Raw genomic sequence first — 18,937 nt, forward strand, 5'->3', positions numbered from 1 at the left:
ATGGCTAACAGCATATATGTCCCGGTACGCACGCTCCCTGTCAGTTTGGAGCAACTTAAGGAATGGTTGGAGAGTGCGGCAGTGTTGTTTGGCGGCAGTGAGGTTCGAATAAATGTATCTAATGAGAAAGGCAAAATTCCTTTTAATGAGGGTTCGTTGACTGTTGAGGGGTGGGCGTCAGGGTTTGAATGCTCGTTATCCTTTTTTTCTTGTTCTGAGGAAATCTCCGAACGTGAAGGATATTTTCATATGGCCGACATAAAAACTAGGGGGGATTGGTGGTTCGCCGGTGTGGTTGCATATGCAGTGCTTGTTAATTCCGGATATATTGTTTTCGATGATTCCGGGAGATTGGGCGTCAAGTCGGCTTACACGGAGGAGTCTCTGCGGCTTATCCTAAAAAAAAAGAACATGCCGTCTAGCTAATTTAGTGAAAATCGAATTCGGTCGGCTCAGGCAGGCTACGGCCGAGTAGACGGCTTCCGCCCGTCCGCAGTTTGCTTCATTGAATACCACGAATATCGTGCGTTCACTCAAGCTTGGACGAAGCACGCCGGCATGAGTATTACGAGTTCAAACAGTCCGGTCTGACCATTAGCGTGGCAGGCGGCATGTTGGGCGCTGCCCAGCAGGTTCAGGGCTCGCTGCAGCAAGCTGGCAACGCCAAGAGCGGTAGGCTCACATATATTTATAGTCCCGGAGGATGAATTCGATAAGGGAATTGCAATGAATGTGATGATTGGGGGGTATTTGGTAATGCCAAGAAAGGGGCGTACGCAGCTTCAAGTTTTGCTGAATCCAGATTCAGCGGCGTTGGACGAAAGGCTGCGGGAATATTCAAACGGGCTGCCTGGCGTGCTTGTGGCGAGATTGGATCCATTGCCGAAATTTGGACCGCATAAATTAAGGCTGTATGCTGAGGAATTTAATTATCTATTAATGCTTGAGGAATATTCTGGCAATGGAGATTGTTTGGTTCGAACTCTTAGGACCTCATCGGCAGACACTTTCAAGACTATTTTTGGGGAGCCTTATCCAGCTGCTGCCATAACGACTGATTTCTTACTTGTTTGTCAGATATTCAAAGAGTTTGTCGAGCGCCATGATGTTTCGAAGGAAATGATGTCGGAATGAAAAGAGGCGTTTGCCATCTGTTCTGATTATATCTTTGCCCGCAGTGATGCAATATATATGAGTGGTATCCCCTCTGCCGTTCAGAGGGAGCTGGCTAATTGGCCTGAATGCGCTGCAGGCTTGGCAAGGTTATGAGCCCTGCGGACTATAACGATCGCGGCAACCAGAATGCGGATGTGATTGCATATCTGGCTAAAGCAAATGGTCATTTCGGCGCGCTAGCGGGAACGCTCGGGAGAGTGCCAAGTCCGTACGCTCTTATAGTTAGATAAGGGGGGCTTGTGTTCATAAAAAACGGGAATTTTCATCCGCTGTTTCAACTCTTCCTCGTAATTTCTGGCATGGGAGTGGGTTGGCTCGGTTCTTGGTTGTCTTCCTATTGGATAACTCTTGTCGGGGTGATTATTTGTGCAGTCGGGGGATATTCAGCTAGGGCAGGTTCTATTGGAGTGAAGCCATTCAAAGAGCGACGACAGCATGACAAAACCTGATGGATGTGAAAGGAGTCAATTTTGGATGAACGATAGGATTTTTGGAATCCGTCGGACAACACGGCCGGGCTGAGCCGCGTTTTGAGCCGCCTAACTGACTGCTACGGAGTGCCAGACGCGATTCGGTTGGACAATGGTCCCGAGATGATCACCCAGGCCTTCACTGAATGGGCCGCCACCCGGGGCATCGCAGTGCGCTACATCCAGCCGGGCAAGCCGAATCAGAATGCCTTCATCGAGCGTTTCAACCGAACGTACCGAACCGAAGTGCTCGACGCACATCTGTTCGCCAATCTGGACCAGGTCCAGGCTATCACCGACCAATGGCTGGTCGACTACAACGAATACCGTCCGCACGAAGCGCTGGGCGGCATCCCGCCGGTGCAATACATGCCCCGGTTAACCCACGCTCCGAATCTCTATCGGGCTCTGTCTACTTGACAGGGGTGCTTACGAAGGAAAGTGAGATGCAAATCTGTGATGCTCTGGTTATTGCTGAAAATTATATAGAAAATAGTATGAGGCCATGCGACGGCGATCGCTATGTTGTTATAAAGGACGCAATAGTCTCTGCGAAAGATGGTTGGTATTTTCCATATCAATCGAAGAGATATTTGGACACGGGTGATATGGATTTCTCACTTGTCGGTAATTGGCCCATATTCGTCGCGATCGACGGTAGTTGCAATGGAGGGAAGATTCCTGCCAAATGAAATGTAGCGTCAAATCGATTTTCCTCTTAGGAAGAATCATTGCGACAATTTAGCACCGTTGGCAGGTGGGTGCTGCATTTTGGAATGAAACCATCCGTCGATTCGGAACTGCGGTTGAAAAAAATGGTCGACGTGCCTTGGCTTGATGCTCTCAAAAAAGCATTTTTTTCCACGGGTCTTGATTATGAAGATCTTTACGCGTTGATAGAGACCTCTATAATTAGAGAGAAAACTAATTTCCCTGCGTTTGTCTATGACGCCTCGCACGGATTCGGCTTCACTGTGAGCGAAGGTTTTTCCTATTCTCTTGATCAGAACTGGGACGATCCGGAGAGTTTCAACGAGGTTAGCTTTTTCTTGGGCGAAATGGAAACCTCCAGTATTTCCGTGTCTGACTACGTATCTCTTATGAAAATTGCTGCTGATATTTATTCAGCCTTCTTCCCTGATGAAGGGAATGGTGTTCTCAGATCTGCTGAAAGACTAGAAGAGCGGTATTCAAGGAGACTCTAGATCGAGGTGAATCGACGTTCAGGCAGCAGTCCGAACGGAGCCTACGTGGTTGGTGGCGGAGTTGTCCTAGCTGTGAAAGGGCTGGTGCAGTTGTTCCGGATGGGGGCATTCTATTCGACGAGCTTGGTGAATATCTGAAGGCTAGATATGCAGATTAAAACGAATTCGATTGTTGATGTGGTTTATCGAATTTTCGTGAAAGAGGGTAACGTGGCCCCTGTTTGCCGCTACTCTTTGTTAATTATTGGGGTGGCCGTAATTTTTTTGATATCAAGATCTGGAATACGGGTTGGGTTTTTTATTTAGGCCTTGTATTTGCGTCGGTTGGTGGGTACTCGGCACGGGCGGCTCAGTTGAATATCCGTCCCTTCGATCGTGCGCCTTATCCATCAGGGTGGCTGAAGGCCAGAAAGAAAGAGCGAAGGGATAGAACTGTTCAAGATAATGAGAGGCGTTGAATCATTTGACGTCAAAAGCGCCGGTTGCAAGGGTAGTTATTGTGCGTTGGCGCGTAAAGGCTATTCGAATGTAGTTCGTGGGGAGTAAGGTGGAGTTTGATAATTTGATCATTGCTGAAGGGAATTTCAAGCGCTGGTTTCGCGGGTTGCTAATGTGCGTCGGGGTTGCCTTGACCCTGCTTGGACTGAAGTTCAATGTTTACGTCTTGGCATTGGTCGGCGTGGTAATCGGAGCTGTAGGAATGTATGCAGCGAAGGCGTCGATGCTAGGCATCAAGCCATTTGCTGATCGCCCCAAGGTGCAGTCAAGGTATGGCGATGACAATTCTGATACGCCATAGAACGCGAAGCTGAAGTTTGGCCAGAAAGCGATGAATGAGCCAAGCGGCCCACGCGCTCCGTTATTTCAAGGACCGGCGAAAGGAACTGATGTCTGAGGAATGTGGGGAGCAGTTGGGCAGATCGAACCTAAACGCCTCCAAGGCTGGTGGAGGGGTGATCTAGCCTTGAATACGGCCGAAGTAGCTCCGTCGAATGGAGCTATTGCAGATTGGCGGTATGGGAACGCGTGGTCTCGATGCTGCAAAAGAACGAGACGATGTGCTCGATTCAGGCCAGCCAGTTTTCCACGGCGAGTCCGGGGATACGTTCGAATTCCCGGGTATTACCCGTCACCAGCGTCAGCCCGAGCGTGCAGGCGTGCGCGCCTATCCACAGATCGTTTGCGCCAATCGGCTCGCCAGCGGCTTCCAGTTCGGCGCGCAGGCTGCCGTACTTAATGTCGACGGGCACATCCACGGGCAGTACAGGGAGCGCGCCCAGCAGGCTTGCGACTTTCGCTTGCAGCTTCGCCGACCCCTTTGGCGCAGCCGTAGCGCAGTTCCGCCGCGACGACGGCACTGGTGAAGATCACCTTTGGGCCTACCCGCTCTGTGGCGGGCCACCGGGCCGTTGGGATCACGCAGCAGCGCACTGATTGTCGGTGTCCAGCAGATAACTGTTCACAGGACGTCTTCCGACTTGAGCGGCGCGTCGGCGACGTCTGGAAATTGGTCTTCCGCCCCAAGCGGTTCGTCCTGTCGCCATTTGGCCAATAATTCCGCGATGTCGCGTGGCCCGATTACCGGCTCAATAAAGAGGGATTGGTCTGGCATGGTGGTCGTCTATCGTCGGCCACAAACGCTGCAACCGACTTTTGCAGTCCATCGAAGGTAGCGCCAGGGTTGCTCATCCCACATAGCCACCGGTCTGATTTGCCACGGATGTAGATCAGACCCCCTGCACAAACGCCAGCCTATATGGATCGCCCGACTGTGGTTTTATCCTTCGGGTTATCAGCGTGGAATTCATCGCCGTTCCGCGAGCCGTAGAGCCCATCCCATGTCAACCCGCGACCGCCTCAAAACCTGGGCCCGGCGCATCAAGCGCGATGGCCTGACCCTCTGGTTCGCCGGCAAGCACCCCCGCACGCCGTGGCACGCCAAGGCGCTGGGCGTGTTCGTGGTGGCCTACGCGCTGAGTCCGATCGACCTGATTCCCGACTTCATCCCGGTGCTGGGGTATCTGGACGACGTGCTGTTGCTGCCGGGCCTGATCTGGCTGGCCATCAAGCTGTTGCCGCCCGATGTGCTGCGGGAATGCCGCAACCAGGCGGACGCGTGGATCCAGGCCAAGCGCGAAAAGCCGCGCAGCCGGGTGGGCGCGGTTGTGATCGTGGCGTTGTGGGTGGCGGTGGTGACGGCAGTCGGCTACTGGCTATGGCGCTGACGCGGCACGCGCTTCACTCTTCCAAAAATCCCAGCGTGCGCAACTCCGCGATCGCGCCCAGCTCCTCGTCACGCCGCTTCTTCGGCGCGCCCATTGATGCGGCCAGCAGCATGGCTGGCCTGTCGGATTCGTCGAAGCCGCGCAGCACGCTGTCGGCAACGGGAAAGGCCTTGGCGAAGCTCGCATCCAGCGCCTGCTGCCCACGATAGCGCCCGCGCTTGTCCAGGATCACCTGCGTTTGCGGATCGCGCCGGATCAGGTGCAGCGGCACGCCTTCGCAGCGCAGCCCCAGCAGCCTGGCTTCGCTGATGTCCAGCGCCCAATCGGTCTCGGCATAGAACGTGGCGCGGGCGGTCTCGAACTGCCGCAGGCGATCCGCATCCGTGCAGAACGCTTCGGGCGTCAGGTTCAAGTTGATCTTGCCGATCTTGCCCTTCAACGTGACCCGGCGAAGGAACGCGGCCCACACCAGCAGGATGGGGTTGGTGGACAGGTCTTCGACCACCACGTCCTCGAACACGCACGGCTTGATTTCTGAATTCACGACGCGGCATTGCGACAGCGTCACGTTCCGCACGCGCGACATGCGTTGCGGATACTTGACCATGGATAGGCCGCAGTTGTCGAAGGCGCAGTCGTGCAGGTACAGGTCGTGGAAATGCGTGTTGCCCTTGTCCAGGGCCTTGCGGAATTCCTGGCCTTCGATCTTTTGCATGGAGCGCGCGCGTCAGTTGCGGCTGGCGGTGGCCAGGCGCAGCGCCAGCGCCAGGAACACCGAGCCCAGCACGTACTGCGGCCAGCGCGACACGCGTTGGCGGCCGGCCCAGCGCCGGCTGAGCTGGTGCGCGGCCAGGATGACGGCGCCGTTGATGAACAGGCCGATGACGTTGAGGAGGGTGGCCAGCACCAGGATCTGCAGGGCCACCGAGCCGTCCTGCGGGCGCACGAACTGCGGGAACAGCGCCAGCACGAACAGCGCCATCTTGGGGTTGAGCAGGTTGGTCAGCAGGCCTTGCAGGAAGACTTCGCGCACGGGCGAGCGGGCCCGGCCGGCATCGGGCATGTGCGACACGGGGCGCGAGCGGAACGCGCGCACGGCCAGGTACAGCAGGTAGAGCGCGCCGGCGAAGCGCACCGCGTCGTAGGCCATGGGCACCGCCACGAATAGCTGCGACAGGCCGAAGGCCGCCAGCAGCGCGTGGCAGTAGGTGCCGGCCTGGATGCCGGCCAGCGAGGCGAAGCCGGCGGCCCTGCCCTGCGCGGCGCTGCGCGAGGCGATCAGCAGCATGTCGGGGCCGGGCGTCATGGCCAGCGCGACGCAGGCGCCGCCAAAGAGGACGAGGGTGGCGGGGTCGAGCATGGAAGGTCCTTCGAGGGATGCGGGCCGGCGAGACGCCGATTATTGAGCCGGCGGGGGCAGGCTGCAACCGGTGTAGAACGTTTGGCAGCTGGCGCCAGCGCCTTTCTCGCAGCTCTCCAAAGCGCGCATGCGGGCCAGTTCCTCGCTGGCGGCGGTGGCGGAATTGACCAGCACGCCGCTGCCTTGGGGCGACGGGCCGTAGGCCACGGCCACGCACTGGTCGTGATAGGTGGTGTTGATGACGCAGCGCGCGCCGCCCTTGGTGGCGCATTGGCCCAGCGCGTCTTTTTCGGCCTTGGCCTTGCTGGCCCGGTCGGCCGAGATGCCGATCGCGCCGGAGAGCGCGTCATAGGCCACGGCGCCCCAGCGCTGGGCGTCGCGCGAGGCGGGGGTGGACGCGGCGCCCGCGGCGGGCGCGATCTCCACGGGGATCGGCACGCATTGCTGGCCGGGCGTGCCGACGCTGGGCGCGTAGCCGTCGGGGCAGCCTTGTTCGGCTTGCGCCAGGGCGGCGTGCGAGAAATTCAGGGCGACGAGGAAGGAGGCAGTGATCAGGGTACGCATGGGTCAACTCATTCTTTGTGGTGCAGCCCGGGCCCGGCGGCGGTGGCCAGCAAGGACAGGGCATCGTCCAGGGAAAGCACCGTGGTGCGCGACTCGAAGGCGGTCGCGAACAGGTGGTCGTGCACGACCGGGTCGGGGTCGTAGCAACAGTCCTTGACGGTCAGCAGGCGGTAGTCGGCGTCGCTGGCGTGGGCGATGGACGACAGCATGACGCCGGTGGACGCGACGCCCACCATGATCAGGGTGTCGATGCCCTGCGCCGATAGCCGGGGTTGCAGGTCGGTGCCGAAGAACACGCTGGCGCGGTGGGCGAGGATGATGGGTTCGTCGTCGCGCCGGCCGAGTTCGGGCGAGACGCGGTCATGCACGAAGCGGCCCAACTGGCGGATGCCCTGCCCGTTCTTGTTGAGCGGGCTGACTTCCGGGTAGCCGGGACTGAAATGGATCTTGGCGAAGTAGACGCTCACACCGGCGCGGCGGGCGGCATCGCATAGCTGCCGCGTGTTGGCCAGCAGCGTGGGGGCGACCGACGGGAACAGGTCCATGATGTCGGTCTGGTAGTGCATGACCAGCAGGGCGCTGCGCGCCGGGATGATGGCCAGGGGCTGGGAGGTCATGGTTCGCTCCGTGAAGAGGGTCTGCATGACCTGTCAGTGTAGCGGCAGTCGCGGGAGGGGTTGGGCGGGCGGCGGCGCGGGCCGGGGGGCCGGCGCGCCTGCCGCGTCATCGTTTACTTCTCGGTGTACTTCTTGCCGGCTTCGTCGTAGACGTAGCTGACCGCGTCGGCGGGGCCCAGTTTGCGGGTCTTGCCCGGGCCGGAGATTTCGGTGCCGCTGGGGGTGACGGTCAGGCGCGGCATGTCGCTGCCGTTCTGCGCGGTGAAGGTCAGCTTGCCGGTCTTGGCGACGCAGGGCATGACGTCGCCGTCGGCGCAGGCGGCGCTGTTGTCGTCGCCGGTGAGAATGCTGCCCAGGTAGGTCCAGACCTTGTCCTTGAGCTCGTCGCGCGGGCCGGGGTTGAAGACGAACAGGGCGTAGCCTTCGAAGCTGGTGCCGTTGTCAAAGCCCTGGGTCGGCACGGCCAGCAGCAGCTTGCCTTCCGGGGTGCGGTAGTCGAGCGGCTTGCGGCCGAGGTCCACGGCTTCGGCCCGTTCGTAGGCGCCGAACATGCCGATGGTGTGCTCAATGCCGCGGAACTTCCAGGGGCGTTCGGCGGTGGAGCCGGTCAGGGTGAAGGTGGCTTCGGCCAGGTTGACCTGGGTTTCGGGGCCGGCTTCGTCTTCGCCGGGCTTGCCGTATTTTTCGCGGGTGTCCCAGGTGAACCCGGTGAAGTATTGCGTGCCGTTCAGTTCGAAGGCGTGGCCGAACCAGTAGGTGGCGACGCTGCCGTTGGCGACTTCGTACGAGTCGGCGCCCTTGCCGTCGATCTGGTAGATGGCGTACATCACCGTGGGGGCATCGGGCGGGGTGACGGCGGTGGCCTGGGCGGCGGCGGGCTTGGGGGCGGCCGGCTCGGCGGCGTCGGCCGCCAGGGCGCCCGGGCTGGCGAACGCGGCCAGTGTGGCGGCAAACAGGCCGGCGAGCGTGGCGCGCAGCAGCGGGCGGGGGGACGGGCGGACGTTCAGACGCGTTTTCATGTCGGACTTGTTCTCATCGGTCTTCGGTAAGCGCATGTGGCGCATGATGCGGCGCCATCTTAGTGGCCGGCCTGGGCTGGCGTCGGACAGCAATTTGCCAATTGTGTCCGACTGCAAGGCCTGCGCGCAGGCGCGTCGATGGCGCGGGCGGAAAAGCAACAGTGGGCGCATCCGGCAAGGCGGCCGTCCGGCATTCCCGCCGGGGGGGCGAATCGCCCTTGCGCGTTGCGCAGGCCTGCCCGCCCTACCTGTCCGTCTGGTCCGCCACCACCCGCGCCACCGCTTCCAATGCGCGCCGCAAGGCGTCCAGGTCCACCGAGCCCAGCGCCAGCCGGATCGCGTGCGGCACGTGTGAGACGGCGAAGGGATGAGCCGTGGAGACGGCGATGCGTTCGCGCATCAGCGCCATGGCGATGGCGTCGGCGCGCACTTCCGGCGCCAGCGGCAGCCAGACGAAGTATGACGAGGGATGGGCGACCGGATGCAGCGGCCCCAGGATCTGCGCGGCGATGCGTTGGCGCTGCGCGGCATCGCGGCGCTTCTCGGTCTCGAGCCGCCGCACGGTGCCGTCTTCGAACCAGCCCTGGACGATGGCCGTCAGGGTGGCGGGCGTGTTCCAGGTGGTGGCGCGGATGGCGCGTTCCAGCTTGGGAATCCAGGCTGGCGGCGCGCTGACCGAGCCGACGCGCAGGCCGGTGGCGACGCTCTTGGACAGACTCGATATGTACAGCGTTGCCTCGGGCGCCAGGGCCGCCAGCGGCGATGGCGCTTGCGCGGCGAGGAAGGCGTAGGCGCCGTCCTCGATCAGCATCAGGCCGTGGCGGCGCGCCAGATCCACCAGGCTCTCGCGCCAGGCCAGGCCGGTGACCCAGCCTAGCGGGTTGTGCAGGGTCGGCATGGCGTAGACCGCGCGGACGCGGCGCCGGCGGCAGAGGTCGGCCAGCGCATCCAGGTCCATGCCGTTGTCGGCGGCGGGCACGGGCGCCAGTTCCAGCCGCGAGAATTCCGCCGCCAGCTTGAAGCCGGGGTAGGTCAGCGCGTCCACGGCCACCACGTCGCCTGGTTCGAACAGCGCCATGGCGGCGATGGTCAGGCCGTGCTGCGCGCCGCTGACGAGCAGGGTCGAGGCGGCTGTCGCCGCGACGCCCCGATGCGCCAGGTGCGCGGCGGCGGCGGCGCGTTCGGGGTCGCTGCCGCCATGCGGGCGGTAGCGCAGCAAGGCGTCGGCGTCGCCTTTGGCGGCCAGACGGCGCAAGGCGCTGCGGTACAGCGCGGCCTGGCCCGGCAGGGTCGGCGAATTGAAGGTCAGTTCGGTGGTGTCGTCGTTCCAGGCGCGCAGGTCGATGCCGTGGCCGCGCGGCAGCGCCTCTTTGACGAAGGTGCCGCGGCCGGATTCGCCGCTGACCAGGCCCATGGTCTGCAGCTCGGCGTAGACGCGGGTGGCCGTCATCAGCGCCAGGCCTTCGCGCGCCGCCAGTTCGCGGTGCGTGGGCAGGCGCGTGCCGGGCGGCAGGCGGCCGCCGCGGATGTCGGCCGCCAGTTGATCCACCAACTGCTTGTAGCGCGACGCGGGCATGGCGAAAGCGTATCCAGGACGATTATTTTGATGGGCAGATTATCCGGCCTAGGATGGCGTCACACAACGCCGCGCGGCGGCGTTTTTCAATGTCTGCTTCTGTCTTGCCGGGCCATGGATCTGAATTTCTACGTTGTTGCGATGTCGCTGCTTGCCGTCGGGGTGATCGGTTTCATGAAGGGGGCGTTTGGCGGCGGGTTCGCCATCATCGGCATTCCGCTGATGGCGCTGGTGATGGACCCGATCACGGCCGGCAGCGTGCTGGCGCCGGTGTTCGTGGCGATGGATCTGTTCGCCCTGCGCTACTGGAAGCCGCGCACCTGGTCGCGGCCGGACCTGGCGTGGCTGGTGCCGGGTTTGCTGGTAGGCGTCGCCGCGGGCTACGTGGTGCTGCGGCAGGTCGACCGCCATTTCGTCGAGGTGTTGATGGCCGTGACGACGTTGCTGTTCGCCTGGCTGTGGTGGCGCGGCGGCGCATCGGTGACGGCGCGGCCGCGTTCCAGCGGCAAGGCCTTGCTGGCGGGCGGCGCGTCCGGCATCACGACGATGGTGGCGCACTCGGGCGGGCCGCCGCTGGCCATGTACTTGTTGCCGCTGGGCCTGTCCAAGGAAGTCTATGGCGGCACCACCAGCATGTTCTTCACCATCGGCAATCTGCTCAAGGCCGGGCCGTGGCTGGCGGTGGCTGACCTGTCGCGCGGCTACTGGAGCCTGGTGGCCATGAGCCTGCCGGCGGCGTTCGTGGGGGTCTGGGCGGGGTGGCGGTTGCATCACCGCTTGAACCAGGCGCAGATGTACCGACTGTGCTACGGGCTGCTGGTGGTGACGGCGGTGAAGCTGCTGTGGGACGGCATCGCGGGGTACGTCACGGCGCCGTCCTAGAATGGTGCATTCGGCGGCGACGCCCGCCGCACTTTCGCCAGCGCGCCGCGCCCCAGGAGGATTCGCCGTCATGGACTTCACCCCGTTGCCTTCGGACCAGGACGCCCTGCGTCGTTCGCTCGACGCCACCGATCTGCCAGCCGGCGTGATCTCCCGACTGCTGGAACAGGCGCGTCCCGCGCTGGTGCTGGCGACCACCGCCTGCGAGGAGGACGCGATCCCCCTGGGCGCCAGCAAGATCGGCGGACGCCCGGACCTGCCGCGCGGCACGGCCTGGCCGACGCGGCCGGCCTATCCGGACGCGAACGAGCGCGCCGCCGGCCATCGCAAGGAGGCCGAGCGCCTGCTGGCGGACTCGAAGAAAAAAGGATCGTGGATGACGCCGGCGCAGGGCGAGCGTTTCAGCGCGGATGCCCGCGCCCGGGCGGATGCGGTGGAAACGGCGTTTCCGCTGACATTCCTTGGGCAGTTCGATCTGGCCGCGTTGTCGCGGGAAGCGGGATTCGACGCCGCGCTGCCGCGCGAGGGCCGGCTGCTGGTGTTCTACGATTTCCTGGAACAGGCCGAGAGCTTCACGCCGGCGGCTTCGGTGGGTTGGCGCGTGCTGTGGGACACCACGCCCGCGGCGGGGCTAGAACGGGCGCCGGCGCCGCATGCGCTGGCCTCGCTGTCGGACGACGAATGGACCTGCGTGTTCCGCGCGGCGCCGGTCTCGGCCCGCACGGTGCTGACGCCGATCGGTGTCGATGACGCGGGCTGGGATGCGTTTGCCCTGGAGGACGACGAGGCCTACGAAAGCTACCAGGATTGGCGGTCGCGGTTCGGCACGCCGGACATGGATGGCCGCGACAACCATCAGCTCGGCGGCTATCCACAGTCGTTGCAGAATGGCATGCAGGCCACTTGCCAGCTGGTGTCGCACGGCCTGGATTGCGGCGGCAGCGCGGTCTGGCGCAGCGAGGCCGCGCAGGCCCTGTTGCCGGGGGCGCGGGACTGGCGGCTGGTGTTGCAGATCGGCGCCGACCCGCACGCCGGCATTCCGCAGCCGGGCGCCTATTACGTGCTGATGCGCGAGCAGGATATCGCGGCGCGCCGGTTCGACCTGGCGCGTGTCACGTATCAATGCGACTAGTCGCCCGGACGCGCGCGTCGTGGCCCTTGCCGGGTCAGGCCGGTTCGGTTTCCGGATGCAGCGAACGCAGCCTGCGCAGTTCCGGGAACCAGTGCATCCACAGCCCCGCCACCGCGATGGTGCCCAGGCCGCCGACCACCACCGCCGGCACCGCGCCCAACAGCGCCGCCATCACGCCGGACTCGAATTCGCCCAACTGGTTCGAGGCGCCGATGAACAGCGTGTTGACCGCGCTGACGCGGCCCAGCATGTGGTCGGGCGTGTTCAGCTGCACCAGCGACGAGCGCACCACCACGCTGATGGCGTCGGCCGCGCCCAGCACCACCAGCGCGCCCACCGAGAGCGGGATCGAGGTCGACAGGCCGAACACGGTGGTGGCCAGGCCGAACAGGATCAGCGCGCCGAACAGCAGGCGGCCGACGTGCTCGCCCAGGCTCAGCCGCGCCAGCGTCAGCGACATCAGCATGGCGCCACAGGCCGGCGCGGCGCGCAGCGCGCCCAGCGCCCACGGACCGGCGTTGAGAATGTCCTTGGCGAAGATCGGCAATAGCGCCGTGGCGCCGCCCAGCAGCACCGCGAACAGGTCCAGCGACAGCGTGCCCAGCAGGATGCGGCGCTGGAAGATGAAGGTGATGCCGGCGAACAGCGTGCGCCAGGTGGTGGGCTCCCTGCGCGGCGGGGCGCGGTCGATCGACATGCTGGCGATGCACGCGAAGCCGCACAGGTACAGCGCGGCCGCCACGCAGTAGATCCACCCTGCTCCCAGGCCGTAGCCGATACCGCCCAGCGCCGGGCCGGCGATCTGCGCGATCTGGCCGCCGGAGGACGACAGCGCGGTGGCGCGCGGCAGCCACTCGCGCGGCACGATGGCCGGAATCAGCGTGGTCAGCGTGGGCGCCTCGAAGGCGCGCGCCGAGCTCATGATGATGAGGGTGGCGTAGATCAGCGTCTTGCCGCCGACGCCGTGCAGCGCCGCGATCGCCAGCAGCAGCGTGGCCAGGGTCTCGACCGCCATGCAGATGGCGACGATCTTGCGGCGGTCGTAGCGGTCGGCCACGTGGCCCACCACCAGCGTCAGCGCCGCCATCGGCAGGAACTGCGCCAGCCCGATCAGGCCCAGGTCGAGCGCGCTGCCCGAGAGCGCGTAGATCTGCCAGCCCACCGCCACCGAGACGATCTGGAAGGCCAGCGACGCGCCGATGCGCGCGAACAGGAAGTGCAGGAAGGCGGGTCGGTAAAGCGGACTGGGGGAGTCGGGGGCGGGCATCGGGGCGGAACGCGCGGCAGGCGCGCGGACGGCGCCGGAATGCGCATTCTATAAACAGCCGGCTGACGCCAAACTAAAGCGCCAGCCGGCCGTGGGGTCTTGCGCGCCGCGGGGGCGGGGCCGCTTCAGCTGCCGATCGACACCAGTTCCGCGCCTTCCGTGACCTGGTCGCCCACCGCGTAGAACAGTTCCTCGACCTTGCCGTCGGCCGGCGCGGAGATGGTGTGCTCCATCTTCATGGCTTCCATCACCAGCAGCGGCTGGCCCTTGGCGACGCTGTCGCCGGCCTTGACGGCGATGGAGATGATCTTGCCCGGCATGGGGGCGGTCAGGCCGCCGCCGTGGTCGCCCTGGGTGTCCTGGGCGTGCGCCAGCGGGTCGTACAGGTCCAGCACGCGCGCGCCGCCGTCGCCGAAGACGTGGGCCTTGTCGGCGTGCAGCACCACGGTGCCGGCGCGTTCGCGGCCGTCCAGGGTGATGCGCAGCACGCGGGCGGGGCCGTTGTGGTCCTCGGCGCGCCAGGCGAAGGGCCGGGCGCCGTCGCCGCTGTCCAGCGTCCAGTCGGCGCCCTGGCGCGCGACGGTGACGTGACGGGTCTCGCCATTGTCGATCCATTGCAGCGTGCGCTGGTAGCGGCCGCCCAGGCGCCAGCCATCGCGCGTGTCCCACGGATCGGCCGGGGCGGCGGCATGCGGCGCCGATTGCGCCTGGCCCTGGCAGGCCAGCACGGCGGCCGTGGCCAGCGCCAGCGTGGCGGCGTCGGCCGGGGTCGGCTCGGGCAGCAGCGTGGCGCGCTGGCGCTCGATCAGGCCGGTGTCGAGGTCGGCGGCGGCGAAGGCGCTGTCGCGCATCAGGCGCGACAGGAAGGCGACGTTGGTCTGCACCCCCACCGCCTGGGTCTGCGCCAGCGCCCGCAGCATGCGGGCGCGGGCCTGGTCGCGGTCCGCGCCGTGCACGATCAGCTTGGCGATCATGGGGTCGTAGAACGGCGTGATGGTGTCGCCGGTGCGCACCCCGCCATCGACGCGGATGTCGCCGTTGGCGAAGGCGACGTGGGCCGGCAGGCCCAGGTAGGCCAGCGTGCCGATGGAAGGCAGGAAGCCTTTCTCGGGGTTCTCGGCGTAGATGCGGGCCTCGATGGCGTGGCCGTGGATGCGCAGGTCTTCCTGGCGCGCCGGCAGCGGCTGGCCGGCGGCCACGCGCAACTGCCATTCGACCAGGTCATGGCCGGTGATCATCTCGGTGACCGGATGCTCGACCTGCAGGCGCGTGTTCATTTCCATGAAGTAGAAGCGGCCGTCGGGCTCGGCGATGAATTCCACCGTGCCGGCGCCCACGTAGCCAACCGCGCGCGCGGCGGCCACGGCGGCTTCGCCCATGGCGCGGCGGCGTTCCTCGGTCATGCCGGGCGCGGGCGCTTCCTCGATCACCTTCTGGTGGCGGCGCTGCACCGAGCAGTCGCGCTCGAACAGGTAGACGCAGTTGCCGTGGGTGTCGGCGAACACCTGGATCTCGATGTGGCGCGGCTTCTGCAGATAGCGTTCGATCAGCACGCGGTCGTCGCCGAAGCTGGAGGCGGCCTCGCGCTGGCACGAGGCCAGCGCATCGAGGAACGCGCCGGACGATTCGACCACGCGCATGCCCTTGCCGCCGCCGCCGGCGCTGGCCTTGATCAGCACCGGGTAGCCGATGGCGTCGGCCTGCTCCTTGAGGAATTGCGGGTCCTGGTTGTCGCCGTGGTAGCCGGGCACCAGCGGCACGCCGGCTTTTTCCATCAGCGACTTGGCCGCGGACTTGCTGCCCATGGCGGCGATGGCCGAGGCCGGCGGGCCGACGAAGGCGATGCCGGCCTGTTCGGCGGCTTCGGCGAAGGCTTCGTTTTCCGACAGGAAGCCGTAGCCGGGGTGGATGGCTTGGGCGCCGGTATCGCGCGCGGCCTGCAGGATGGCGTCGGCGCGCAGGTAGCTGGCGCGCGGCTCGGGGCCGCCGATGTGCACCGCGATGTCGCAGGCGGCGACGTGGCGGGCGTTGGCGTCGGCGTCGGAATAGACGGCGACGGTGCGGATGCCCAGGCGGTGGGCGGTGGCGGCGACGCGGCAGGCGATTTCGCCGCGGTTGGCAATCAGCAGGGTATCGAACATGGCGTTATCCAGACTGGGATGATTCGTTGACTACGTGCAGCGGCGAGCGCGTTGCATCCAAAACCCTCACACGTCGCATCACGCCGACCTTACCGGGGACACCGCGGATCCGGCTTCGCCGGTCCGCCGGTGTCGCCCCCTTGAGGCGGCGCGCGCAGCGCGTAGGGGGTGGGCTTTCTTCTACATCCGGAAGACGCCGAAGCGCGTGTCTTCGATCGGCGCGTTCAGCGCCGCCGACAGCGCCAGCCCCAGCACGCGGCGCGTGTCCGCCGGCGCGATGATGCCGTCGTCCCACAGCCGCGCGGTGGCGTAGTACGGATGGCCCTCGCGTTCGTACTGCTCGCGGATCGGCGCCTTGAAGGCGTCTTCCTCGGCCGCCGACCACTGGCCGCCGCGCGCCTCGATGCCGTCGCGCTTGACCGTGGCCAGCACGCTGGCGGCCTGCTCGCCGCCCATCACCGAGATGCGCGCGTTGGGCCACATGAACAACAGGCGCGGCGAGTAGGCGCGGCCGCACATGCCGTAGTTGCCGGCGCCGAACGAGCCGCCGATCAGCACGGTGAACTTGGGCACGTTGGCCGTGGCCACCGCCGTCACCATCTTGGCGCCGTGGCGCGCGATGCCTTCGTTTTCGTACTTGCGGCCGACCATGAAGCCGGTGATGTTCTGCAGGAACACCAGCGGGATCTTGCGCTGCGCGCACAGCTCGATGAAGTGCGCGCCCTTCTGCGCCGATTCCGAGAACAGGATGCCGTTGTTGGCGACGATGCCCACCGGCATGCCGTGGATGTGGGCAAAGCCCGTCACCAGCGTGGGGCCGAAGCGCGCCTTGAATTCGTCGAACTCGGAGCCGTCGACGATGCGCGCGATGACCTCGCGCACGTCATACGGCTTGCGCGTGTCGGCGGGGATGATGCCGTTCAGTTCGGCCGGGTCGTAGCGCGGTTCGCGCACCGGCACGGTGGCCAGCGGCGCCGGCTTCTTGCGGTTCAGGCGCGCCACGGCGCCGCGCGCCAGCTGCAGCGCGTGCATGTCGTTGGCGGCCAGGTGGTCGGCCACGCCCGACAGGCGCGTGTGCACGTCGCCGCCGCCCAGGTCCTCGGCGCTGACTTCCTCGCCGGTGGCGGCCTTCACCAGCGGCGGGCCGCCCAGGAAGATGGTGCCCTGGTTCTTGACGATGATGGACTCGTCGCTCATGGCGGGCACGTAGGCGCCGCCGGCGGTGCACGAGCCCATCACCACCGCGATCTGCGCGATGCCCTGCGCCGACATCTGCGCCTGGTTGTAGAAGATGCGGCCGAAGTGTTCGCGGTCGGGAAAGACCTCGTCCTGCTGCGGCAGGTTGGCGCCGCCGGAATCGACCAGGTACACGCACGGCAGCCGGTTCTGCGCGGCGATCTCCTGCGCGCGCAGGTGCTTCTTGACCGTCATCGGGTAGTAGGTGCCGCCCTTGACGGTGGCGTCGTTGCAGACAATCACGCATTCGGTGCCGGCGATGCGGCCGATGCCGGTGATGACGCCCGCGCCCGGCGCGTCGCCGTCGTACATGCCGTGCGCCGCCATCGGCGACAGTTCCAGGAACGGCGACCCCGGATCAATCAGTTGCTCGACGCGGTCGCGCGGCAGCAGCTTGCCGCGCGCCACGTGCTTGGCGCGCGACGATTCGCTGCCGCCTAGCGCGGTCCGCGCCAGTTGCTGGCTCAGGTCGTCCAGCTGCGCCTGCATGGCGCGCGCGTTGTCGGTGTAGTCCTGCGACCGCGGATTGATGCGGGATTCGATGATGGGCATGGGGTACCACCCGTCCTGCTGATTGGGATGTTGAAGGCGCTCGGAGGGCCGGCAGGCGCTTCCTAGCGGTTTGTCTCGCTGCCCGCTGAACCGGGCATTCTTGTCATGGATTAACTCAGCTGCATTTCGTTGCGCCTCTCCCGCACGGCCCGCGACCGACCCGTCGCGGACTTCGCCTTGCGGAAAAGGCGCAGCGAAATGATGCCCCTCGGTGTGCCCGCCACGCGGGCTTGCGGCCTCCCGAGGCGGCGCTTTTTCCCAGGGACATCCAGGGAAAAAGCGCGGCTCGGGAGAAATACCGCCTTAGACCATCTCGATTGCCATCGCCACGGCTTCGCCGCCGCCGATGCACAGCGTGGCCACGCCGCGCTTGCCGCCGGTCTTGCGCAGCGCGCCGATCAGCGTGGTCATCAGGCGCGCGCCGGAGGCGCCGATGGGGTGGCCCAGGGCGGTGGCGCCGCCGTGGATGTTGACCTTTTCATGCGGCAGCTTGAAGTCGGTCATGGCGGCCATGGTGACCACGGCGAAGGCTTCGTTGATCTCGTACAGGTCCACGTCCTCGGCCTTCCAGCCGGTCTTGGCGAACAGGTTCTTCAAGGCGCCGACCGGGGCGGTGGTGAACCAGTTCGGTTCCTGCGAGTGCTGGCTGTGCGCCACGATGCGGGCCAGCGGCTTGACGCCGAGCTTCTCGGCGGTGGAGGCGCGCATCAGCACCATGGCGGCGGCGCCGTCGGAGATCGACGACGAGTTGGCGGCGGTGACGGTGCCGTCCTTCTTGAATGCCGGCTTGAGCGTCGGGATCTTTTCCGGCATGGCCTTGGTGGGGGCCTCGTCGGTGTCGACCACGGTGTCACCCTTGCGGCCGGCGACCGTGACCGGGGTGATTTCCCACTTGAAGCTGCCGTCTTCGGTGGCGGCGCGGGCGCGGCGCAGCGATTCCAGCGAGAACGCATCCTGCTGCTCGCGCGTGAAGGAATACTTGGCGGCGCAATCCTCGGCGAACACGCCCATGGCTTTGCCCTTGTCGTAGGCGTCTTCCAGGCCGTCCAGGGCCATGTGGTCATAGATGGTGCTGTGGCCGTAGCGATAGCCCTGGCGGCCCTTGAGCATCAGGTAGGGGGCGTTGCTCATGCTTTCCTGGCCGCCGGCGACGACGATGTTGGCCGAACCCGCGGCCAGCAGGTCGTGGCCGAACATGGCGGCCTTCAGGCCCGAGCCGCACACCTTGTGGATGGTGGTGCACGCCACGCCCAGCGGCAGGCCCGCGCCCAGGGCGGCCTGGCGCGCCGGGGCCTGGCCCTGGCCGGCCTGCAGCACGTTGCCCATGATGACTTCTTCGATCTGCTCCGGCTTGAGGCCGGCGCGTTCGACGGCCGCCTTGATGGCGACCGAGCCCAGCTCGTGCGCGGCCAGGCCGGACAGGCTGCCGAGCATGCCGCCCATGGGCGTGCGGGCGACGGAAACGATAACGATGGGATCTGACATGACTAGCTCCTGTGAGGGTCGGGACAGCGT

20 protein-coding genes are annotated in these 18,937 nt (G+C 65.1%); 8 read left to right on the forward strand and 12 right to left on the reverse strand.

Going from position 1 to position 18,937, the window contains the following annotated elements; translation table 11 throughout:
- From ABFG95_RS15315 to ABFG95_RS15335, 5 genes are all read left to right on the forward strand, one after another.
- Positions 1–426, forward strand: a complete 426-nt coding sequence (locus ABFG95_RS15315) for a hypothetical protein (RefSeq protein WP_278991772.1) — start codon at positions 1–3, stop codon at positions 424–426.
- Between the two features lie 300 nt (positions 427–726).
- On the forward strand, positions 727–1,134 hold the full coding sequence (locus ABFG95_RS15320; protein WP_278991774.1) for a hypothetical protein: 408 nt from the start codon (positions 727–729) through the stop codon (positions 1,132–1,134).
- A 635-nt stretch (positions 1,135–1,769) separates the two neighbouring features.
- Positions 1,770–2,066, forward strand: coding sequence for a transposase (locus ABFG95_RS15325; protein WP_278991776.1), 297 nt, complete (start codon positions 1,770–1,772; stop codon positions 2,064–2,066).
- 356 nt (positions 2,067–2,422) lie between these two features.
- Entirely contained in the window at positions 2,423–2,851 is a 429-nt protein-coding gene (locus ABFG95_RS15330; protein WP_348994732.1) for a hypothetical protein, read from the forward strand.
- 562 nt (positions 2,852–3,413) lie between these two features.
- On the forward strand, positions 3,414–3,650 hold the full coding sequence (locus ABFG95_RS15335; protein ID WP_278991782.1) for a hypothetical protein: 237 nt from the start codon (positions 3,414–3,416) through the stop codon (positions 3,648–3,650).
- A gap of 268 nt (positions 3,651–3,918) precedes the next feature.
- Here ABFG95_RS15335 and ABFG95_RS15340 read toward each other — a convergent pair whose 3' ends face one another.
- The gene (locus ABFG95_RS15340; protein ID WP_348994733.1) at positions 3,919–4,209 is read right to left on the reverse strand and encodes a PIN domain-containing protein; all 291 of its coding nucleotides are present in this window, start codon (positions 4,207–4,209) and stop codon (positions 3,919–3,921) included.
- Positions 4,210–4,310: 101 nt separating this feature from the next.
- Positions 4,311–4,463, reverse strand: a complete 153-nt coding sequence (locus ABFG95_RS15345; protein WP_156430269.1) for a hypothetical protein — start codon at positions 4,461–4,463, stop codon at positions 4,311–4,313.
- A gap of 226 nt (positions 4,464–4,689) precedes the next feature.
- Here ABFG95_RS15345 and ABFG95_RS15350 point away from each other — a divergent pair, with 226 nt between their 5' ends.
- Entirely contained in the window at positions 4,690–5,076 is a 387-nt protein-coding gene (locus ABFG95_RS15350) for a YkvA family protein (RefSeq protein ID WP_348994734.1), read from the forward strand.
- A gap of 13 nt (positions 5,077–5,089) precedes the next feature.
- Here ABFG95_RS15350 and ABFG95_RS15355 read toward each other — a convergent pair whose 3' ends face one another.
- The 6 genes from ABFG95_RS15355 to ABFG95_RS15380 all read right to left on the reverse strand — a co-directional run bounded on the left by ABFG95_RS15355 (position 5,090) and on the right by ABFG95_RS15380 (position 10,212).
- Positions 5,090–5,791 (reverse strand): hypothetical protein, encoded by a 702-nt coding sequence (locus ABFG95_RS15355; protein WP_348994735.1) that lies wholly within the window; start codon positions 5,789–5,791, stop codon positions 5,090–5,092.
- A gap of 12 nt (positions 5,792–5,803) precedes the next feature.
- The gene (locus ABFG95_RS15360; protein WP_348994736.1) at positions 5,804–6,436 is read right to left on the reverse strand and encodes a LysE family translocator; all 633 of its coding nucleotides are present in this window, start codon (positions 6,434–6,436) and stop codon (positions 5,804–5,806) included.
- 39 nt (positions 6,437–6,475) lie between these two features.
- Positions 6,476–7,000 (reverse strand): DUF4189 domain-containing protein, encoded by a 525-nt coding sequence (locus ABFG95_RS15365; RefSeq protein ID WP_054419529.1) that lies wholly within the window; start codon positions 6,998–7,000, stop codon positions 6,476–6,478.
- An 8-nt stretch (positions 7,001–7,008) separates the two neighbouring features.
- Positions 7,009–7,617, reverse strand: a complete 609-nt coding sequence (locus tag ABFG95_RS15370; protein ID WP_049070447.1) for an isochorismatase family cysteine hydrolase — start codon at positions 7,615–7,617, stop codon at positions 7,009–7,011.
- 113 nt (positions 7,618–7,730) lie between these two features.
- Entirely contained in the window at positions 7,731–8,636 is a 906-nt protein-coding gene (locus ABFG95_RS15375; protein ID WP_348994737.1) for a hypothetical protein, read from the reverse strand.
- A gap of 244 nt (positions 8,637–8,880) precedes the next feature.
- Positions 8,881–10,212 (reverse strand): PLP-dependent aminotransferase family protein, encoded by a 1,332-nt coding sequence (locus ABFG95_RS15380; protein ID WP_348994738.1) that lies wholly within the window; start codon positions 10,210–10,212, stop codon positions 8,881–8,883.
- Between the two features lie 141 nt (positions 10,213–10,353).
- On the opposite strand from ABFG95_RS15380, the gene ABFG95_RS15385 reads away from it, so the two are divergent.
- Together ABFG95_RS15385 and ABFG95_RS15390 are read left to right on the forward strand one after the other, a co-directional pair.
- On the forward strand, positions 10,354–11,094 hold the full coding sequence (locus ABFG95_RS15385) for a sulfite exporter TauE/SafE family protein (protein WP_278991794.1): 741 nt from the start codon (positions 10,354–10,356) through the stop codon (positions 11,092–11,094).
- 70 nt (positions 11,095–11,164) lie between these two features.
- Positions 11,165–12,226, forward strand: coding sequence for a DUF1963 domain-containing protein (locus tag ABFG95_RS15390; protein ID WP_348994739.1), 1,062 nt, complete (start codon positions 11,165–11,167; stop codon positions 12,224–12,226).
- Positions 12,227–12,260: 34 nt separating this feature from the next.
- On the opposite strand, the gene ABFG95_RS15395 is transcribed toward ABFG95_RS15390, so the two are convergent.
- The 4 genes from ABFG95_RS15395 to ABFG95_RS15410 all read right to left on the reverse strand — a co-directional run bounded on the left by ABFG95_RS15395 (position 12,261) and on the right by ABFG95_RS15410 (position 18,907).
- On the reverse strand, positions 12,261–13,493 hold the full coding sequence (locus ABFG95_RS15395; RefSeq protein WP_054419519.1) for an MFS transporter: 1,233 nt from the start codon (positions 13,491–13,493) through the stop codon (positions 12,261–12,263).
- Between the two features lie 125 nt (positions 13,494–13,618).
- Positions 13,619–15,634, reverse strand: a complete 2,016-nt coding sequence (locus ABFG95_RS15400) for an acetyl/propionyl/methylcrotonyl-CoA carboxylase subunit alpha (protein WP_348994740.1) — start codon at positions 15,632–15,634, stop codon at positions 13,619–13,621.
- 180 nt (positions 15,635–15,814) lie between these two features.
- Positions 15,815–17,422 (reverse strand): carboxyl transferase domain-containing protein, encoded by a 1,608-nt coding sequence (locus ABFG95_RS15405; RefSeq protein ID WP_006386958.1) that lies wholly within the window; start codon positions 17,420–17,422, stop codon positions 15,815–15,817.
- A gap of 303 nt (positions 17,423–17,725) precedes the next feature.
- Positions 17,726–18,907 carry an acetyl-CoA C-acetyltransferase gene (locus ABFG95_RS15410; RefSeq protein ID WP_054495587.1) on the reverse strand — a complete coding sequence of 394 codons (1,182 nt, stop codon included), beginning with the start codon at positions 18,905–18,907 and terminating at the stop codon, positions 17,726–17,728.
- Positions 18,908–18,937: the final 30 nt, after the last annotated feature.

This window comes from Achromobacter sp. HNDS-1 (genome assembly GCF_040084795.1).
GTDB lineage: Bacteria > Pseudomonadota > Gammaproteobacteria > Burkholderiales > Burkholderiaceae_B > Achromobacter > Achromobacter ruhlandii.